This window comes from Micromonospora sp. M61 (genome assembly GCF_018070245.1).
Taxonomy (GTDB): domain Bacteria; phylum Actinomycetota; class Actinomycetes; order Mycobacteriales; family Micromonosporaceae; genus Micromonospora; species Micromonospora zamorensis.
Window position 1 is genome coordinate 60447 of record NZ_JAGPYA010000007.1, and the last position, 13972, is coordinate 74418.

13 protein-coding genes, 1 tRNA gene and 1 pseudogene are annotated in these 13972 nt (G+C 72.1%); 5 read left to right on the top strand and 10 right to left on the bottom strand.

The features are described from left to right. Positions 1–35: 35 nt before the first annotated feature. From KBX34_RS06270 to KBX34_RS06285, 4 genes are all read right to left on the bottom strand, one after another. Complete coding sequence (locus KBX34_RS06270; protein WP_030333429.1) at positions 36–242, bottom strand: hypothetical protein; 207 nt, start codon at positions 240–242, stop codon at positions 36–38. A gap of 77 nt (positions 243–319) precedes the next feature. Next, positions 320–1663, bottom strand: a complete 1344-nt coding sequence (locus KBX34_RS06275; protein ID WP_210923815.1) for a dipeptidase — start codon at positions 1661–1663, stop codon at positions 320–322. A 36-nt stretch (positions 1664–1699) separates the two neighbouring features. Next, positions 1700–2845 carry a M48 family metallopeptidase gene (locus KBX34_RS06280; protein WP_088949797.1) on the bottom strand — a complete coding sequence of 382 codons (1146 nt, stop codon included), beginning with the start codon at positions 2843–2845 and terminating at the stop codon, positions 1700–1702. Between the two features lie 130 nt (positions 2846–2975). Continuing rightward, entirely contained in the window at positions 2976–3650 is a 675-nt protein-coding gene (locus tag KBX34_RS06285) for a hypothetical protein (RefSeq protein ID WP_307871337.1), read from the bottom strand. A gap of 391 nt (positions 3651–4041) precedes the next feature. Between KBX34_RS06285 and KBX34_RS06290 the strand changes: the two genes are divergently transcribed. Beyond that, complete coding sequence (locus KBX34_RS06290; protein WP_088949799.1) at positions 4042–4443, top strand: rhodanese-like domain-containing protein; 402 nt, start codon at positions 4042–4044, stop codon at positions 4441–4443. A 225-nt stretch (positions 4444–4668) separates the two neighbouring features. Here the strand turns inward: KBX34_RS06290 and KBX34_RS06295 are convergent, their stop codons facing one another. The 3 genes and pseudogenes from KBX34_RS06295 to KBX34_RS06305 all read right to left on the bottom strand — a co-directional run bounded on the left by KBX34_RS06295 (position 4669) and on the right by KBX34_RS06305 (position 8423). Continuing rightward, positions 4669–6228, bottom strand: a complete 1560-nt coding sequence (locus KBX34_RS06295) for a cobyric acid synthase (protein WP_210923709.1) — start codon at positions 6226–6228, stop codon at positions 4669–4671. 146 nt (positions 6229–6374) lie between these two features. Continuing rightward, positions 6375–7370, bottom strand: a pseudogene (locus KBX34_RS06300) (cobalamin biosynthesis protein); the annotation flags it as partial. Positions 7371–7667: 297 nt separating this feature from the next. After that, positions 7668–8423, bottom strand: a complete 756-nt coding sequence (locus tag KBX34_RS06305; protein ID WP_210923715.1) for a single-stranded DNA-binding protein — start codon at positions 8421–8423, stop codon at positions 7668–7670. Positions 8424–8728: 305 nt separating this feature from the next. Between KBX34_RS06305 and KBX34_RS06310 the strand changes: the two genes are divergently transcribed. Beyond that, positions 8729–9169 (top strand): HPF/RaiA family ribosome-associated protein, encoded by a 441-nt coding sequence (locus tag KBX34_RS06310; RefSeq protein WP_099848037.1) that lies wholly within the window; start codon positions 8729–8731, stop codon positions 9167–9169. 163 nt (positions 9170–9332) lie between these two features. Next, positions 9333–10505 (top strand): alpha/beta hydrolase, encoded by a 1173-nt coding sequence (locus KBX34_RS06315; protein WP_210923717.1) that lies wholly within the window; start codon positions 9333–9335, stop codon positions 10503–10505. 133 nt (positions 10506–10638) lie between these two features. Here the strand turns inward: KBX34_RS06315 and KBX34_RS06320 are convergent, their stop codons facing one another. Continuing rightward, positions 10639–11343, bottom strand: coding sequence for a hypothetical protein (locus KBX34_RS06320; RefSeq protein ID WP_210923718.1), 705 nt, complete (start codon positions 11341–11343; stop codon positions 10639–10641). 160 nt (positions 11344–11503) lie between these two features. Between KBX34_RS06320 and KBX34_RS06325 the strand changes: the two genes are divergently transcribed. Then, positions 11504–11579: transfer RNA gene (locus KBX34_RS06325), tRNA-Arg, on the top strand. A 131-nt stretch (positions 11580–11710) separates the two neighbouring features. Here the strand turns inward: KBX34_RS06325 and KBX34_RS06330 are convergent. Continuing rightward, positions 11711–12436 carry a dienelactone hydrolase family protein gene (locus KBX34_RS06330; RefSeq protein WP_210923720.1) on the bottom strand — a complete coding sequence of 242 codons (726 nt, stop codon included), beginning with the start codon at positions 12434–12436 and terminating at the stop codon, positions 11711–11713. 143 nt (positions 12437–12579) lie between these two features. Between KBX34_RS06330 and KBX34_RS06335 the strand changes: the two genes are divergently transcribed. Beyond that, positions 12580–12960: a VOC family protein gene (locus tag KBX34_RS06335; RefSeq protein ID WP_210923722.1), complete on the top strand. Its 381-nt coding sequence runs from the start codon at positions 12580–12582 to the stop codon at positions 12958–12960. Between the two features lie 115 nt (positions 12961–13075). On the opposite strand, the gene KBX34_RS06340 is transcribed toward KBX34_RS06335, so the two are convergent. Beyond that, positions 13076–13378 (bottom strand): MerR family transcriptional regulator, encoded by a 303-nt coding sequence (locus KBX34_RS06340; protein ID WP_210794893.1) that lies wholly within the window; start codon positions 13376–13378, stop codon positions 13076–13078. Positions 13379–13972 lie beyond the last annotated feature (594 nt).

Sequence of the window (13972 nt, forward strand, 5' to 3'; positions counted from 1 at the left end):
GTCGGCAGGTTGCCGCCCACCAACGCGGACGACGATCAGGCGGAGACGGGCTCCTCGATGCGCAACCCCCGGGCACGGACCTCGCCAGCGACACGGGAGAGCACCGAGTCGAGGGCGACCAGTGCGGCGGAGAGCTCACCGAGCTGTTCGTTGAGCGTGTCCTCGGACCACGCGGAGACGTCGACGTCCCCCAGCGCGCTGACAGCGGCCCCCAACCGGGCCATCACCTCGTTCGTACTCATGTACGAAAGGCTATAACAGCTGACCATCCGACACGCCGTAAACTCGCAGATCAGGCCCGAAATCGCCGTTCCGTGACCTAACTACGCGCAGCGGCGACATTGCCGAGCAGCAACGCCTCGGCGAGGCAGACCTTGGCGAACTCACCCAGGTGCAGACTCTCGTTCGGGCCGTGCGCACGGGCGTGCGGGTCCTCCACGCCGGTCACCAGGATCGCCGCATCCGGGAACATCTCCTGGAAGGTGGCGATGAACGGGATCGAACCGCCGATGCCGACGTCCACCGGGTCGGTGCCGTCCCAGGCAGCCCGGAAGGCCGACCGGGCGGCGTCGAACATCGGCCCGGACGCGTCGATCACGCACGGGTTGCCGTCGTGCTCCAGGCTGACGGTCACCTGGGCACCCCACGGAGCGTGCTTCTCCAGGTGCGCGCGAATCGCCGCGTACGCCCGCTTGGGGTCGTCACCGGGAGCGAGACGGACGTTGAGCTTCGCCTTCGCGGCCGGGACCAGGGCGTTCGGCGCCTCACTGGTGGACGGCGCGTCGATGCCGAGCACCGCCACCGCGGGCTTGGTCCAGAGCCGGTCGGTGATCCGGCCGGTGCCGATGAACTGGACGCCGTCGGCCAGCCCGGCCTCGTCCCGGATCCGGTCCTCGGGGTAGTCGACGGTGGCGCCCTCCCGGCCGACCAGCCCTTCCACCGCCACGTCACCGGCGTCGTCGTGCAGTGTCGACAGCAGGCGGACCAGCGCGGTGAGCGCGTCCGGCACGGCACCGCCGAACATGCCGCTGTGCACCGCGTGGTCCAGCGTGCGCACCTCGACGAAACAGTTGACGACGCCGCGCAGCGAGGTGGTCAACGCCGGTACGCCGATGTCCCAGTTGCCGGAGTCAGCGATCACGATGACGTCCGAGGTGATCTCGTCGCGATGCTCGATCAGCAGCTGCTCCAGCGAGTCGGAGCCGTACTCCTCCTCGCCCTCGATGAAGAGCACCACACCGACCGGCAGCGCGTCCCCGTACGCCCGCAGCGCCGCGACGTGCGCCATGATGCCGGCCTTGTCGTCGGCCGCGCCCCGGGCGTAGAGGCGGCCGTCGCGCTCCACCGGCTCGAACGGGTCGGACTCCCACAGCGACCGGTCGCCGACCGGCTGCACGTCGTGGTGGGCGTAGAGCAGCACGGTGGGCGCACCGGGCGGGGCCGCCCGACGGCCGATCACCGCGGGCTGACCGCCGGAACGCACGATGTCGACGTCCAGGCCGCAGCCGCGCAGCAGTTCGGCGACCGCCTCGGCGGAACGTTCCACGTGTGAGTGGTCGAAGCCCTCGAAGGCGATGCCGGGGATGCGGACGAGACGTTCCAGGTCGGCGCGTACGCCGGGCATCTCCCGCTCGACGGCGGCCCGCACCTCGGACTCGGACATGATCGGTGAGGTCATGACCGGCATCGTATGCCGGCCTTACCCCGACGTGCTGGCCGAGCCCGTACCGTCACCGCCGCCCGCCGGCCCGGTGCCCGCCCGCGCGCCGGGTGCGGCCCGGCCGGCGCGCTGCGCGCGGCCGGCTGCCTCGGTGGCGGCGTCCATCCAGGAGCGGGCCCGACCGGCGGTGCCGCCGACCCACTCGCCGACGTCGCTGGCGCCGTCGCCGAGCCGGCGCAGCAACCCGACCAACGGGTCGGTGGACCGGCTGAACTCCTCCCGGTACGACTCTGCAGCGGCCTTGATCTCCTCCGACACGCTGGTCGAGCTGTCGTCGTCGCGGCGCGGGTAGTCACCGGCCAGCACCCGCCCGTACGCCCCGGAGTCGATCCACTGGCGGAGCTGCGCCGCCCGGGCCACCGGGGCCGGATGGGTGCTCCACGCCGTCATCCTGATCTTGTGCAGGCTGTCACGAAGGTCGCCGCCGCCGGCGTACTCGGCGGCCTGCTCCAGGAACGCGGCGGTGTCGATCTGGGACAGGTCACCGCCGCCCGCGAGCTTCATGAGCAGCCGCAGCGCGGCCGCCGGGTCCTGCCCGGCGAGCAGACCGGCCCGGTCGGCGGACAACTCGGCCTTGCGCCACCACTCCAGCATCGCCGCGATGATCGCCCGCAGCGCGATCGCTCCCACCGGCAACCAGCTCAGGTTGGCCGCCCACCGGGTGAGAATCATGAGCATCGTCTTGTAGACCGCGTGCCCACTGCCCACGTGCCCCAGCTCGTGGCCGAGCAGGCAGCGCAGCTCGTCCTCGTCGAGGTGCTGCACGCAGGCGGAGTTGAGCACGATGAACGGCCGTTCCAGGCCCACGGCCTCGGCGCCCAACCAGGGCGACTGGGTCACGTACAGCTCGGGCAGTTCCGCCACGTCGAGCGCCGCCGCGGCCTCGGCGTAGCGCTGCCACACCGCCGGGTACTGCCGGTGGTCGACCCGGATGCCCGAGGCGAGCACGGACAGCCGGAAACCACGCTCGTTCCACATGCCGAAGAACGACCGCACCACGTCGTCGAACCCGCGCAGCTCCCGCAGGGCGACCAGAGCACCCCGGTCGGCCGGATGCTCCCAGGCCCGCGAGCTGATGCCGGTGAGGGTGATCCGGCGCCGCGCGGGCGTGTCCGTTGCCGACATGATGAGTCCCCCGATCGCCGCGCCCTGGGTGCTTCGCGTCGTGCCGTTGGCCGCCGTCCCGCCCAGTGCACTGCCGGTGGCGGCCCTCTCGCATCGTGCCGTAGCCGCTGGCGGACGTCCATGCCCCCGCTCAACCGATGCGAAGGTAGTACCGGTCCGAGTCGTGCGGCAACGTCGGCGCGCCATCCACCAGCAGGTCCGCGTGGTCGGCCGTGTCGTCGGCCGCGAAGTGCGCCTGCTCACCGGCGTGCCAGCGACGCAGCTCGGGCAGGATCTCCGGCCCGTCCCGGGCGACCGCGCGCTCCAACCGCAACGAGGCAGGCGCGGTGACGAACACGGCCAGGGTCAGCTCCGGCCGGACGACCGCACGGGCCGCGGTGACCCCCTCCAACACCAGCACCGGCGCGACCGGAACAGAAACCGGCCGCGGCAGGAAGCTCTGCCGCACCCAGCTGTAGCGCCGGTAGGCGCCGGGCCTCCCCTCCCGCAGCGGACCGAGCACCCCCTCCTCGAGACGGGGCCAGAAGGTGACCTGGTCGTCCCAACCGTCGAGCAGGTCGTCGGTGTGCACCACGGGCGGTCGGCCGCCGGACAGCGCCGCCAGGGCATCCGCGAGGCGCGCGGCGAACCGGCTCTTGCCCGCGCCACTCGGCCCGTCGACCGCGACCAGCCGGGTCCGCCCCAACCGCGCCGGGCCCGCGAGCACCCGACGGGCCAGTTCGGCGTACGCCTCGACCACTGCCACTGACGACCTGCCAGTCCGACGACCGGTCGGTCCCCCGACGTCATCGGCCGTTCCGGTGATGTCCACGGCCCTCCGCTGCGATGCCGGCCGGGTGGCCTCGGGACTCCGCGCGGCCTCGCAGTTTGGTGCCGGCCGTCCGGCCTCGGGGGTCAGCCCAGCCTCGCGTGGTGCATGACCGAAAGTATGCCGCCGGCGCCGCCCGCCCGGGTGATCGACTCCGATTCATTGAAGTAGCGGTATCCCGGTCGACCGGACACCACGATTTCCGCAAACCCGAGTGGATCACGCCGTATCAGCGGCCTGACCGGGCCGGCTGACACGTCCGACTGACCGCCCCTGGCCGGCCGTCGTCACGTCCGGGGGAATTGGGGCGGCCACGGGTGACGGGCGGCCCGTTCGCCGCCCCGGGGTGCCACCGAATCGGCATCATCGGGTGGTGCTCCGAGATGTGATGAGCCCCGGTATCGACGCCCTGCTCGAACAGGCCCGTGCCGGGCTGCACCGACTGACTCCGCAGCAGACCGTCGAGGCGGTCCGCGGCGGTGCGCTGCTGGTCGACACCCGCACCGATCTGCAACGCCGCGAACAGGGCGACCTGCCGGGCGCGGTCGTCATCGACCGTACCGTGCTGGAATGGCGGCTCGATCCGGCCAGCGCCTGGCGGATCCCGGAGGCCACCGGGTACGACCGGGAGATCGTGCTGGTGTGCCGACAGGGCTACAGCTCCAGCCTGGCCGCCGCCAGTTTGCAGACCCTCGGGCTGCGTCGGGCCACCGACATGATCGGCGGCGTCGACGCCTGGCTCGCCGCCGGCCTCCCGACAACCGACCGCCCCGCCGACATCCGCCCCTAGTCCTCCATCACCCCGCCCAGGTGCACCACCGGGCACCGCCGCGCACTGCGCACCAGCCGCCCAGGCCCCGCCCCGCCCCGCCCCGCCCTCGCCCCGTCGATCATGGAGTTGTGGTGGGGGATGAAAGGGGCTAGTGGGAGCACAACGGGCACCACAAGTGCATGATCGACCACGGCCAGCGAGTCCACGGCGGACGGAGGTGCGCCGGCGGTGGAGGCTGGGGGGCTAGTTCTGAGGCGGCGTGGTGGTTGGCGGGGGGCCGGGCGGGATGAAGGGGAGGCCCGCCGGTGGCCCGGTTTCGATGAGACGCCAGAGGGCGTCGGTGTCCAGGTGTTCCTCGACGAGGTCACCGAGCAGATCGAGCGAGCGTTCCCGGGCGGCGGCAAAGCTGGTGGCCGGTGCTACCCGGAAGCCGGTACGGCCGGCCAGGCGAGCCGTCTCGGTGAGGAACCACCGGCGGAACCCGTCGGACTCGAACGCCCCGTGCCAGTGCGTGCCGTGCACCGCGCCGAGTAGGGCTCCCTCGCCGACACCGTCGTCGCCGATCAGCAGCGGGGCCAGGGTGGGGTCGGTGTGCGAGACGTACCCGTGGTGGATCTCGTAGCCGCGCACCGGAAGGCCACCGTGCGCGGTGCCCACCGACTGCCGGACGGTCTTGCGCGGATCGAACGTGATCTCGATGGGTAGCAGGCCCAGCCCCGGCACGCTGCCCTGGCGGCTCTCCACCGGGTCATGGATGGCGCGGCCGAGCATCTGGAAGCCGCCGCAGAGGCCGAGCAGTGGCTTGCCGGCCGCCACGTGTGCGGCAACCGCGTCGGCGAGGCCCGTTTCGCGCAGCCAGGCGAGGTCGGCGACGGTTGACTTGGAGCCGGGGAGGACGACCAGGTCGGCGGCGGCCAACTCGGCTGGTTCGATGGTGAGGCGTACGCGGACACCCGGCTCGGTGGCCAGCGCCTCCACGTCGGTGGCATTGCTGATCCGGGGCAGGCGGACGACGGCCACGTCCAGCCATTCGGTGCCGTGTGGGGCGGCGGGGCGGCCGAGCACACGGCCGTGGGCGAGCGAGTCCTCCGCGTCGAGCCACAGGTCCAGTGCCCAGGGCAGCACCCCGTACGTGGGACGGCCGGTGACGTGACGCAGCATGTCCAGCCCCGGCTGGAGCAGCCCGAGGTCGCCTCGGAACTTGTTGATCACGAAGCCGGCGATCAGGGCCTGGTCGGCGGGGTCGAGCAGCGCCACGGTGCCGAACATCGAGGCGAAGACGCCACCCCGGTCGATGTCGCCGACCACGATGGTGGGCAGGTTGGCGTGCCGGGCCAGCCCCATGTTGACGTAGTCACCAGCCCGCAGGTTGATCTCGGCAGGGCTGCCGGCACCCTCGCAGATCACCACGTCGTACGTCTCCCGCAGCTCGGCCAGCGCCGCGTACGCGGTCTCGGCGAGCCGGGGACGCAGGTGCCGGAAGGTGCCGGCGGTGATGGTGTCGACGGCCTCGCCGAGCAGCACCACCTGACTCGCCAGGTCACTGCCCGGCTTGAGCAGCACCGGGTTGAACCGCAGATCGGGCGCGAGCCCACAGGCTGCGGCCTGCATGGCCTGGGCTCGTCCGATCTCGCCGCCACGCCCGTCCGGCCCGACGACCACCGCGGAGTTGTTCGACATGTTCTGCGCCTTGAACGGCGCCACCTTCACGCCCTGCCGGTGCAGCCAGCGGCAGATCCCGGCGGTGAGCACGCTCTTGCCGGCGTCGGAGGTCGTGCCGGCGACCAGCAGCCCGCCGCTCACCGCCCGCTCCCCCGCCCGGCACCAACGATTCCGCCCGCTCCGACGGCCCCGCCCGCACCGACGGACCCGCCCGCGCCAACAGCCCGCAGCCTGCGCCCGCTGACGGCGGCGACGGGCCCGAGCCCACCCGCCAGGGCGACAAGCCCACGCCCACCGGTCACGGCGGCCAACCCGCGCCGGCCCACGGCGCTGACCAGACGGCCGAGGGTCACCGGGTATGCGGCCGCCAACCCCACGGCCGCCAACCCGACAGCGCCGGAGATCCGGGCGGCACGCTTCAGGTGCCGCGCCTCCGGGCGGGGGCCGTCGCCGAGGAACGGCCGCACCTCGGAGCGCCCGAAGTAGACGTTGCGGCCACCGAGGCGGACGCCGAGCGCGCCGGCCATGGCCGCCTCGCACTGGCCGGCGTTGGGGCTCGGGTGGTCGTTGCGGTCACGCCGCCACACCTGCCAGGCCCGCTGCCGATCCCCGTGGGCGACGGGCGCGACAGCGATGGTGAGCAGCCCGGTCAGCCGGGACGGCACCAGGTTGAGCACGTCGTCCAGCCGCGCGGCGGGGGTGCCGAACCGTGCGTAGCGCGCCGACCGGTGCCCGACCATCGCGTCGAGGGTGTTCGCCGCGCGGTAGCCCAGCAGCCCGGGCAGACCGGCGACCGCGCCCCAGACCAGCGGCGCGACGACCGCGTCGGACGTGTTCTCGGCGACTGATTCGACAGTGGCGCGGGCCAACTCGGACTCGCCCAGCGTCGACGGGTCCCGTCCGCAGAGGTGACCGAGACGTTGACGGGCTGCGGGAAGGTCGCCGGCGCGCAGCGTCCGACCCATGACCGTGGCCTCGTGCCGCAGCGTGCGACCGCCCAGGACGGTCCACGTGCTGGCGGCCACGAGCACCGCCCGGGTCACCGGCCGGTGCCGGGTGGCCGCCGCGGCGACGGCCCCGAGCAGCACCGGCCCGCCCACGGCCAGCGCGGTGAACGCCACACCCGCCGTACGGTCCGGCCGGTAGAGGCGGCGCTCCAACGCTCCGGCGGCCTGACCGAAGCCGGCCACCGGATGCCACCGGCGCGGGTCACCGAGCAGCCTGTCGAGCGCGTACCCGGCCAGCAGCCCCACCGCGTTCGCCACCGGCGCTGTCCGTCGCACCCGCACCACCTCCGGCCGGCCAGCCTAGACGAGCAACCCGTGAACCAGCCCGGCCCACGGTGCTTCACCAGTGAAGGACGCTTCGTGGCACGCCAGGCGTGCCGGTCCTTCAGTTGTTGTCACGCGGGGTGACGACGCTGATCGCATCGCCACCCCGCCCCCGTAGTGCCGTTACGTCCGGTGCGGTGCTGCCGAAGCGGCAACCGACCAGCCGCCAAAGAGGCGGTGACGAGCGGCGTGGCGCCCGACCGGCACGGGATCGTCAGGCGCCCGGCCCGCGAGGGCCGAACCGATGGGTCATGCCGGCTGCGGGACCCGGCCCCGGCCACGCCGCCCCCGACCGGACTGCGCGGGCTCCGGCTGACCCTCGTCCGGCACCGGCTCCAGCTCGTCGTCCAGGTCGGCGTTGTCCTCGTCCTCCTCGGGCGGGAGGGGCAGCTCGTCGTCGAGGTCGGGCAGGACGTCGACCGGCCCCATCCGCCCGCCGCTCGGGACGAGATCACCATCCACCGGGCCGTCGGCGAACGGGCTGGTGCGCAGCGCGGCGTAGTCGGGCAGCTCGAAGTCATCGTCCAACGGGCGGTCGTCGGGCAGCACGGGCGCCTGCCCGGCCGGGACCGGCTCGGTGGGCTCGCCGTGCACGCGGCTCTCGGCCTCCGCATCCTCCACCGTGCTGGTCGTGACACTGGGCCGGTTACGCAGGAATCGGGCCCGCCCTCGGGACAGGTCGTGGCCGACGGCGACCGCCTCCAACTCGTAGAGGCTGCGGTGGTTGCCGGCGTCGTCGGTCCAGTCGCGGGTGTAGAGCCGCCCGCAGACCACCACCGGATCGCCGACCATGACCGATGCCGCCACGCCCTCGGCGAGCTTGCGCCAGCAGTTGACGCGGACGCGCAGTGAGTTGCCGTCGACCCACCGGCCGCTGTCGCGGTCGAGCCGTCGGGCGGTCGAGGCGACCTTGAAGTTGGCCACCAGGGTGTTGCTCTGGGTGGTACGCCGCCACTCGGGCGTTGTCAGCACATTGCCGACGATTGTCACGTAGGTGTCGAACATCGTCCCTCCAGGGGGATTGGGGCCTGCCAGCGCGAGTCGACTCGACAACGAGCCTGTGCGCTGAGGGCGGCCATCACCAGCGCCCCACCTCCGACCTGTGGACAACGAAGCCACCTGTGGACAACGCCCTGATCACGCCCTCATGTGGTACGCCCGACCCGCCCGACTCGGCGTCGGCGGTTTCCGGGGCTGCCCGAACTGGGTATGCACTTGATCAACGCACCACCGACAGCTCCACGTCGACGAGAGGTCAGCGCCATGATGATCACCGAAATCGGCTCCGCAAACGTCTCCGAGGCGCAGCGATGAGCGCCGTGGCGAACCCGGCCACCGTTGCGGAGTGCCTGCGGGTGGGTGCCGGGTTCTCGCAGGGCGACCGCAACTGGATCGCCGAGCAGTTCGCCACCCTCGACGCCCGGTTGGCCAGCTTCCACGCCGACGCCACCGAGCTCGAGGTGTCGGTGAAGGACCGGGAGGCCCGCGGCCAGAAGGTCACCCTGGAGTGCTGGATCGCCGGCCGACAGAAGATCGTCACCACCTCCGCCGAGGAGGACCTGCACGCCGCGCTCAACGACGTCCGCGACGACCTGCGCCGCCGGCTCAACGACGCCAAGACCCGCCAGGAGCCCCGGCACAACAAGCACCTGCGCGACGTCCCGCAGCCGCAGAGTGAGCTGGACCCCGCCGACGGCCAGGAGCAACTGCCCGCCGCCGACCCGAGCCGCGCCGACGCGGAAACGGTCTGACCCACGCCTCGTCCCCGCGATCCTGCACCTTCGGGCCGCGCACGCAGCTGGCAGAGGCTGCGCCACGGCAACAGGAGCAGGATCGCGGGGGCAGGCGAGGATCGCGGGGGCCAGCCATAGCGCGGGCTACCGCTGAGTAGGTTCGCGGCGTAGCGTCGCGTCCGTGGAACCGGACGTGTTGGGGCCGCCGTACGAGCGGCAGACGATCAACCTGGGCACCGACGACGAAGGACCGGTCGTCGCGACTCTGGTCCGGCGGCGCGCCGAGCGCCCCACCGGGCGGGCCGTCCTCTACGTGCACGGCTTCGTCGACTACTTCTTCCAGACCCATCTGGCCGACTTCTTCGTCGAACGGGGCTGGGACTTCTACGCGCTCGACCTGCGCAAATACGGTCGCAGTCTGCTCCCGGGCCAGACCCCGAACTTCTGCCGCGACATCAGCGACTACTTCCCCGAGCTGGACGCCGCCGCCGAGATCATCCGCTCCGACGACGGGCACGACACCCTGCTGGCGATGGGCCACTCCACCGGCGGCCTGATCCTCTCGCTCTGGGCGGACGCCCGCCGCGACGCCGGCACCGTCGACGGCCTGGTGCTCAACAGCCCGTTCTTCGACCTGAACGCCCCTTGGGCGGTGCGCCGACCCCTCGCGGCCGCCGTCTCCCGCCTGGGCCGCAGGGCGCCGCACCGCATCCTGCCGTTCGGGCTGGGCACGGTGTACGGCGAGAGCATCCACTCCGACCACCGCGGCGAGTGGACCTACGACCTGGCGTGGAAGCCGCTGGCCGGGTTCCCGGTCCGGGCCGGCTGGCTGAACGCCATCCGCACTGGTCAACGCCGGCTGCGCGCCGGCCTGGACATCCAGGTGCCGGTGCTGCTGGCCTGCTCGACCCGCTCCTTCCGGGGCACCAGGTGGCACGACAACGCGACACTGGCCGACGCCGTGCTGGACGTCGAGCACATGGTCCGGTACGCGCCCCGCCTCGGCCGGCACGTAACCCTGGCCCGCTTCGACGGCGGGCTGCACGATCTCACGCTCTCCGGCCCGGCCGTCCGCAAGAAGGTCTTCGATGAGGTGGGCCGCTGGGCCGAAGCGTTCCTCGCCGCCGGCCCCACCGCCCCGGCCGATCCGGCCACCGCCGATCCCGGGTCGACCGACCTGGCGCCGGCCGCCCCGACTACCGCCGACCCCGCACCGGCCGACCCTGCGGCAGGCGGCGGGCCACCGAGCGTCGGGGCCTCCACCGGCACCGACTCGACCACCGCCGAGGCCGGGCTCCCGGAGAGCCGACGGTCCACGGCGGACACGGCAGGTGCCGCGCCGGCCGGCGGCTGACCAGTCGGGAGGGCGACGCCGGGCGCGAGTGCCGTCGCCGGGCGTGGGCTCAGACGTTGCGCCGGGCGCGGCTCAGACGTTGCGGCGCGGCTCAGACGTTGCGCCGGGCGTGGCTCAGACGTTGCGGCGTGGCTCAGATGTCGCCAGGCGTCGCCGGAAGGACGGCTCGGATCCGGTCGAAGGTCGCCACCGGGTGCTCGCCGACGCCGGGCAGCACCAGCCCAAGGCAGTACGGCGACAGCTCCCCGCTGGAGTCGAGCTGGACGACGAAGACCGGCGCGCCGACATACCCCTGCGGCAGCTCCGTGGTGATCCGCACGGCGTCCCCGTCGCGGACCACCCGCTCGATCGCGACCTCCAGCGGACGCGACCCGTCTTCGCGTACCCCATGGGCCAGCACGAAAGCGGAACCGGCGTCGGCGCCGAGGCGGGCGACCACCTCGGGCCCGGCGGCGATCCCCGCCGGGACCGGCTGAACGCGCCACCGCCAGCCGCCGTCACCGGCCAACCGGTGCAGGCCCGCGGTCGGCAGCACCGCGACCCCGTCACCCGGAAAACGGGCCCAGCCGGGCACGATGTCGACCTCGGACACGGCGGCCGGGGCGACGCCGGCCGGCTCGGTGACGCTCGTCCGCAGCCCCAGCTCGCCACCCGGCGTGCCGACCAGGTCGGCCGCCGTCAGCAGCGACTCCCCCACCGGGTCGTCGCCGCCCTGGAAGAAGAACGCGGTGCCGTGGTGCTGGTCGTCGTCCGACGACCGGTACGGAAGGATGGCGCGACCGACGACCTGGCACAGCTCGTAGGCGACGTCGCTCTCGGCGTCGGAATCCAGCAACACCAGCCAAAGGTACGGTCCGAGGCCCGGCCGGTCCGCGGGAACCCGGATGCCCACCAGGCGCCTGACATGAGACCCTGCTCGACAACGTGGACGCGGGCACCCTTTTCGCCGCCGGGCAGCAGGACGGCGGTACCCTCTGGGCGCGACATCCACGTCACGCGCGCCCGTAGCTCAGCGGATAGAGCAGGGGACTTCTAATCCCAAGGCCGCAGGTTCGAATCCTGCCGGGCGCACCACAGTCGTCCCAGGTCAACGACCTGCCTTTCCCGGTCGAGTCGATCACAACGGCCCCCGTACAGCCATTCATTCAGCCGGCGGCGGTCGATCGCCTGGTCCGTGGCCCCGGAATCGCGGTTGCCGACCCAGATCACTCCGTTACGGGCAGGCACTCTGCGAGCAGGTCGACGACGTCGCGCCAGGCTCGCTGCGCGTGCCGTGGGTGGTAGCCGACGCCGGGGAGCGTGGGGTGGTCGACCGGCGGGTGGTGGAAGGCGTGCAAGGCGCCGCCGTAGACCACGAGGCGCCAGTCGACGCCCGCGGCCTGCATCTCGGCGGTGAACGCGTCCCGTTGCGCGGGCGGCATGATGGGGTCTTCCGACCCGACCCCGGCCCACACCGGGCAGCGAATGCGCGCCGCCTCGCCCGGTCGGCCCGTGATCAGTCCGTTGACTGTCCCGATCGCGCGCAGGTTGACGCCGTCGCGCCCAAGTTCCAGCCCGATGGCGCCCCCGGTGCCGTAGCCGATGGCGGCGATCCGGTCGGGGTCGGTCCGCGGTTCGGCGCGCAACACGTCGAGCGCCGCGTGGCCGATGCCCCGCATCCGGTCGGGGTCGGCGAGCAGCGGCATGCAACGGGCCAGCATCTCCTCGGGGTCGCCCAAATAGCGCCCGCCGTGAAGGTCGAAGGCCAGCGCCACATACCCCAGCTCAGCCAGGGTGTCGGCTCGGCGGCGCTCGACGTCGCTGAGCCCCGTGCCCTCTGGTCCGAGCAGCACCGCGGGCCGGCGGTCGACACCGGCCGGGAGCGCGAGGTGCCCGATCATCGTCAAACCGTCGGCCGGATACTCGACCGTACGCGTTGTAACCGTCCTCATGAGACCGGACTGTAGCGACCGTCGAGCCCGGTCGGACCGGTCTTAGCCGCTGGCAGAACAGTGCTGTGCCTGGCATCTGCCGCGGGCAGGCCAGCATCGCTCCGGCGTCAGCTCCGCTGCGCTGATAGCGTCGGGATGTGTCGATGTTCCGCACTCCGCAGGTGATCCTCTTCTCTGAGGACGTTCTGCGCGCGGCCGAGTTCTACGCCGGTCTCGGCTTCACCGAGACCTTCCGGGTGCCAGTCGAGGGCGAGCCGATCCACATCGATCTCGTGCTCGACGGCTACAAGATCGGCATCGCCTCGGTGGCCTCCACCCGCGACGATCACGGGCTCGACCCGGTACCCCAGGGCCAGCGGGCCGCGGTGATCCTCTGGACCGACGACACCGCCGCCGCGTACGCCGCACTCACGGCGAGCGGCGCCCCCGCACTGGCCGCACCGCACCGGTGGCTCGATCGCCTGCTGATCGCCTGGACGGCCGACCCGGACGGCAACCCGATTCAGATCGTCCAGCAGCTCTGAGCTGGGCGGCACCGGACCGAGACCCTTCCGCAGACGACGAACGGTCCCTGCCATGGTGGGAGGGACCGTGTGCGGTCGGCGTCACTTGTGCGGGAGGCCGCAGCGTGGGATGTGTTCAGTCCTGCTGGTAGCGCTCGTTGCGTCGAAGGGCCTCTTCGAGCTGGTCCTCAAGAATGATGATCCGGCAGGCCGAGACGATGTCGGTGCCCTGGTCGCACATCTCCCGGGCTCGTGCGGCAAGGCGGAGCTGGTAGCGGGAGTAGCGGCGGTGCCCGCCGCTGGAGCGCTGCGGGTCGAAAAGTTTGGCGTCACCGAGCCGACGGAGGAAGTCCTGCGAGCAGCCGATGATCTCGGCGGCGCGGCCCATGGTGTACGCGGGGTAGTCCTCGTCGTCAAGCATGTCGTCGGATTGGGTCATCAAACCTCCATCACGAGGGCCCCGGTGCTCGGAAGCACCGGGGCCCAAGGGTTGTGGGTCAGGAACACCATCTGCCGACAGAACGTCGGCTTGTCTTGTCCACACCGGCCGTCAATGACGGCATCGGGTGCGAGGATCGCGTATGCGTGACCGGAGACCACCTTTCGTTCGATGGATACTGCGGTGTCCGCGCCCAGCCCATGTCCACGGGTGGCAGCGGGCGATCCAACGGTGTTACGCCCTCCCTTGCCTCTGATTTCCTCTGTCGTTCCTCTTGCTGTCCGTCGGTGTCCGAGCCCCACGCGACTTCATGGCCCTGACACGTGCGACGAACCCTGCTTGCCTCGGGTGAAGCCCTGAACGAGCCTCGGCCTCACCCGCAACTTCTGAGCGGGCCCACGAGTTTCCTGGCCCAACTCCTTCACCCTCGGTTGGGGCGGTTACGTCAGCGTCTTTACTTGCTCCGTCTTCGACTTGAGAAACGTTAGCCGACAGCCGCAAGAAAATCTAGCTCTTCGCACAGAGATTTTCTCTGCCGACGTGAGCAGTCCCGTCGGCCGTGCAGCCGAGAACGTCGCCGGCGGGTCGAGCAGG